Source organism: Clostridium sp. HBUAS56010, assembly GCF_007115105.1.
In the GTDB taxonomy this organism is placed as follows: Bacteria; Bacillota; Clostridia; order Lachnospirales; family Lachnospiraceae; genus Lacrimispora.
In genome coordinates, this window is record NZ_SULJ01000032.1 from 1,121 (window position 1) to 5,526 (window position 4,406).

General features: G+C 36.2%; 6 protein-coding genes. All 6 read left to right on the forward strand.

The window, feature by feature from the left end:
- The first annotated feature begins 19 nt into the window (after positions 1–19).
- Genes FAY33_RS18935 through FAY33_RS18955 form a run of 6 tightly spaced genes read left to right on the forward strand, consistent with a single transcriptional unit; the run spans position 20 to position 4,280 of the window.
- Positions 20–592, forward strand: coding sequence for a 3'-5' exoribonuclease (locus FAY33_RS18935; protein WP_143323025.1), 573 nt, complete (start codon positions 20–22; stop codon positions 590–592).
- 37 nt (positions 593–629) lie between these two features.
- The gene (locus tag FAY33_RS18940; protein WP_143323027.1) at positions 630–863 is read left to right on the forward strand and encodes a hypothetical protein; all 234 of its coding nucleotides are present in this window, start codon (positions 630–632) and stop codon (positions 861–863) included.
- 38 nt (positions 864–901) lie between these two features.
- Entirely contained in the window at positions 902–3,091 is a 2,190-nt protein-coding gene (gene nrdD / locus FAY33_RS18945; RefSeq protein ID WP_143323030.1) for an anaerobic ribonucleoside-triphosphate reductase, read from the forward strand.
- On the forward strand, positions 3,091–3,678 hold the full coding sequence (locus tag FAY33_RS18950) for a 4Fe-4S single cluster domain-containing protein (RefSeq protein WP_143323032.1): 588 nt from the start codon (positions 3,091–3,093) through the stop codon (positions 3,676–3,678). Before nrdD ends, FAY33_RS18950 begins: the two co-directional genes overlap by 1 nt.
- Before the next feature lie 10 nt (positions 3,679–3,688).
- Positions 3,689–3,835 carry a hypothetical protein gene (locus tag FAY33_RS19735; RefSeq protein ID WP_185967727.1) on the forward strand — a complete coding sequence of 49 codons (147 nt, stop codon included), beginning with the start codon at positions 3,689–3,691 and terminating at the stop codon, positions 3,833–3,835.
- 10 nt (positions 3,836–3,845) lie between these two features.
- Positions 3,846–4,280, forward strand: a complete 435-nt coding sequence (locus FAY33_RS18955; RefSeq protein WP_143323034.1) for a dUTP diphosphatase — start codon at positions 3,846–3,848, stop codon at positions 4,278–4,280.
- The last annotated feature ends 126 nt before the right edge of the window (positions 4,281–4,406 follow it).

The following is a 4,406-nucleotide window of genomic DNA, read 5'->3' on the forward strand; positions in this document are numbered from 1 at the left end:
TAAATGAAAGGAGTATTTATTGAAAATATTTTTTGACACTGAATTTACAGGATTACATAAAGGAACGACCCTTATAAGCATAGGGTTGGTGTCTGAGAACAATAAGCAGTTTTATGCTGAACTAATAGATTATGATGAAAAGCAATGTGATACATGGATTAGAGATAATGTAATTGCTCATTTATACAAAACAGATTGGCATAAAAGAGAATCCATATATATTCCAAATTATCACCTTGGAGCCAAACGGGAAATAGGCAAAGTATTAGAGAATTGGTTTGCTCAATTTAACAGCGTAGAACTGGTTTCTGACGTTTGTCATTATGATATGGTTTTGCTGATTGATTTATTTTCCAATGCTTGGAGTCTACCAAAACAAATATGTCCAGGTTGCTACGATATTAATCAAGATATTGCAAAGAAATACAATATCACTTTAAAAGAAGCCTTTGATAAATCAAGAGAAGAAATATTGCATGATCATTATCGTGAAAACAAAGTAGTTGGCGATAAACATAATGCCTTATATGATGCAAAGGTGATCAGAGAAATATATCAGATTGTAAATAATGTTGATTTTGACAAGAGATAGACAACAACGAAAGGATTAAAAGTGTAAACAATATTTAATGGTAACAACAGTAAACGAGTTAATCTCTGAATTACAGAGAATCAAGGAGAACGGACATGGAAACACATGGATTCTATGTGGCAGCAATGCAACTGATAACAATGACAGAGTAATTGACCATATTGTAAGAAAACCTATCGGATTTGATGAAGGAAACAGTTTTTATTATGTGCTATGTGGAAAAGAATCCGGTAAAGGCTGTATGAAATTCAGCCGTGAGAAATCACGTTGATATAGATATTACATATTTGAATGGAGGAAGTTTATAGATTGAAAATTATTAAAAGAGATGGCAGCCAGGTTGAGTTTGATAAGGGTAAAATTAAAAAGGCAATTCTGAAAGCATTTATTGATGCTGATGGAGAAGAAAGTCCTTATGCAAAAGAAAAGGCGAGGGACGTTGCAAGTTACATAGAATCTTTAAATAAGAAAATGTCGGTTGAAGATATCCAAGATATTGTAGAAGAGAAACTCATGTCAAGCAGTCGAAAAGATGTGGCGAGAGCATACATTCAATACCGTCTTAAAAGAAGTCTCATTAGAGAAAGTAATACAACTGATAAGAGTATTTTGGAACTGCTCGAAGGAAATAGCGAATACTGGAATACGGAAAATTCTAATAAGAACGCAAGATTAAATACAACAATCAGAGATTATACGGCAGGAGTTGTCAGTAAAGACTTAACCGAAAGAATTTTACTCCCCAGAGATATTGTAGAAGCTCACAACGCCGGAATCATTCATTTTCATGATGAGGATTATTATATGCAGCGGATGCACAACTGCGATCTTGTAAATCTCGAAGATATGTTACAGAACGGTACCGTGATTTCTGAAACGTTGATTGAAAAGCCACATAGTTTCTCAACAGCATGTAATATTGCAACTCAAATTATCGCACAAGTAGCAAGCTCTCAGTACGGCGGTCAAAGTATTTCCCTGGCTCACTTGGCACCATTCGTAGATATTAGTAGAAAATCTATTAGAAATGATGTAATTAAAGAACGCACTACTACGGGTGATGATTTAGATGAAGTAAAGATTGAAAAAACAGTAAGAATGAGGCTTGCTAAAGAGATTAAAAAGGGTATACAAACCATTCAATATCAGATAGTGACGCTTATGACGACAAATGGTCAAGCACCATTTTTGACACTCTTCATGTATTTGGGAGAAGCAAAAAATGAGCAGGAGAAAACAGATTTAGCTCTACTAATAGAAGAAGTTCTTATTCAGAGTCACCAGGGGGTGAAAAATGAAGAAGGTTCGTGGATCACACCAGCTTTTCCTAAAGTCATTTATGTTCTGGAGGAAGATAATATTCATGAGAGTAGCAAATATTGGTATCTTACAGAATTAGCGGCCAAGTGTTCAGTAAAACGCCTGACGCCTGACTACATATCTGAAAAGATTATGAAAGAAATGAAAGATGGTAACTGCTACCCAGTCATGGGGTGTAGGAGTGCATTAACTGTATGGAAAGACGAAAACGGGAACCCCAAATTCTATGGAAGATTTAATCAAGGAGTTGTGACACTCAATCTTGTAGATTTGGCATTATCATCAAAAGGTGATATGGTCAAATTTTGGAATTTGTTTGAAGAACGAACGGAGTTATGCCATAGAGCATTGCAATGTAGACATGAGAGACTTGAAGGGACACCTTCTGATGTCGCTCCCATTTTATGGCAACATGGAGCATTAGCAAGGCTCGAAAAGGGTGAAGCAATAGATAAACTTCTTCATGGCGGATATTCGACATTATCTCTTGGATATGCAGGTCTGTATGAGTGTGTGAAATACATGACGGGCCATTCCCATAGTGACGAAGACATCGGAGAATCATTTGGTTTAGCTGTAATGAAAGCAATGAATGATAAATGCTCTGAGTGGAAAGTGGCTGAAAATATTGACTATAGCTTATATGGAACCCCACTAGAATCAACAACGTACAAATTTTCTAAGTGTTTACAGGAAAGATTTGGATTGGTCAAAGGAATAACTGATAGAAGCTATATTACAAACTCATATCATATTCCTGTATTTGAGGAAATTGATGCCTTTGAAAAATTACAGAAAGAAGCTAAATTTCAGAGGTGGAGTCCAGGCGGAGCTATTTCATACATCGAGGCCCCTAATCTCGACAACAATATTCCGGCAGTATTAGAAGTAATTAAATTTATCTATGAGAATAACATCTACGCTGAGATAAATACAAAAAGCGATCACTGTCAAATTTGTGGATATGATAAGGAAATTAAATTAATTGACGAAGATGGCAAACTGATTTGGGAGTGTCCTAACTGTGGTAACAGAGATGTGAGAACTATGGATATTACAAGAAGAACTTGTGGCTACAAAGGCACGGCTAGAAATGGTTGGAATCAAGGTAGGCTTGGAGATATTCATGACAGGGTAATGCACTTAGATGATATAGAATTTGAAGGAAGTGATTCTTAATGAGATATGCAAGCATTCGTTCCATGGATATCAGCAATGGAGAGAGCGTAGGTGTTTCTCTCTTTGTGCAAGGCTGCCACTTCCATTGTAAGAATTGTTTCAATCAATCTACGTGGGATTTTAATGGTGGAAAAGAGTGGACTAAAGAAAAGAAACAAGAATTTATTGAACTTGCAAGAAGACCATACATCAAACGAATAAGTATCCTTGGTGGAGAACCTCTTGCCGATGAGAATATACATGATGTATTAGACCTCGTCACTGCCCTAAAAAACGAATTTACGAACACTATATATAGCACGAATAACGAATTGAACCACAATATATTGAATAAAAATGACGATAAAATCCGTCTTTGCTATGAAAATAAAAAATCCATCTGGATTTATACGGGCTACTACTGGAGCGAACTACGAGATTTGTATCGTGATAAATTTGAGGTAGTTAAACTATGTGATGTATTGGTAGATGGTAGATATATAGACGAATTGAAAGATCCATCTTACCCGTGGGCAGGAAGTATTAACCAGTCGGTGATAGATATACAGAAATCATTGAAATCTGAATATCCAATATTATGGAAGTAGGAGGGTATAAATGAAAACCACAAGTGAATGCAGTAAGTGTAAGCATTGTGAAATTGACGATTCTGATAAGAAGAAATGGATTATCACTTGCAAGTTAACAGATAAGAAATATGTATATGGGCAGAAAATTCCATGCGACGAAAAGATAACAAAATAAGGAGAATTGAATGACAGATATTAGGATCAAATACTTTACAGACAAAATAGAAAAATTGCGCTACATAGATGGTAAGTCAGATTGGATCGATTTGCGGGCAGCTGAAGAAGTAGAGATGAAAGCCGGTGATTTTAAGCTGATTCCCCTGGGAATTGCCATGGAACTTCCAGCAGGTTATGAGGCCCATGTGGTGCCGAGGAGCAGTACATTTAAAAATTACGGTATTATCCAGACCAACAGTGTGGGAGTTATTGATGAAACCTACTGTGGGAATAATGATGAGTGGAAAATGCCAGCTTATGCCTTGAGAGATACAGTAATTCATGTGAATGACAGAATCTGCCAGTTCCGCATTATGGAGCATCAGCCAACAATCAAATTCGTGGAAACGGATATATTAGCTAACGAAAACCGTGGAGGACATGGCTCCACAGGAAAGCAGTAACCATCAACAATTTTATCTACGGTTGCAAACGTAGGTTTTATATAGATTAGAAAATAACAACTAGGATACCGGTATCCTTCAAACATACAGATGGAGGATTAATGAATAAAAAAATTATTACTGTAG

Bases quoted from the DNA above. Each gene is read 5' to 3' on its own strand.
- FAY33_RS18950 (WP_143323032.1), top strand. From the start codon at position 3,091: ATGAGATATGCAAGCATTCGTTCCATGGATATCAGCAATGGAGAGAGC.
- FAY33_RS18940 (WP_143323027.1), top strand. From the start codon at position 630: ATGGTAACAACAGTAAACGAGTTAATCTCTGAATTACAGAGAATCAAG.
- FAY33_RS18955 (WP_143323034.1), top strand. From the start codon at position 3,846: ATGACAGATATTAGGATCAAATACTTTACAGACAAAATAGAAAAATTG.
- FAY33_RS19735 (WP_185967727.1), top strand. From the start codon at position 3,689: ATGAAAACCACAAGTGAATGCAGTAAGTGTAAGCATTGTGAAATTGAC.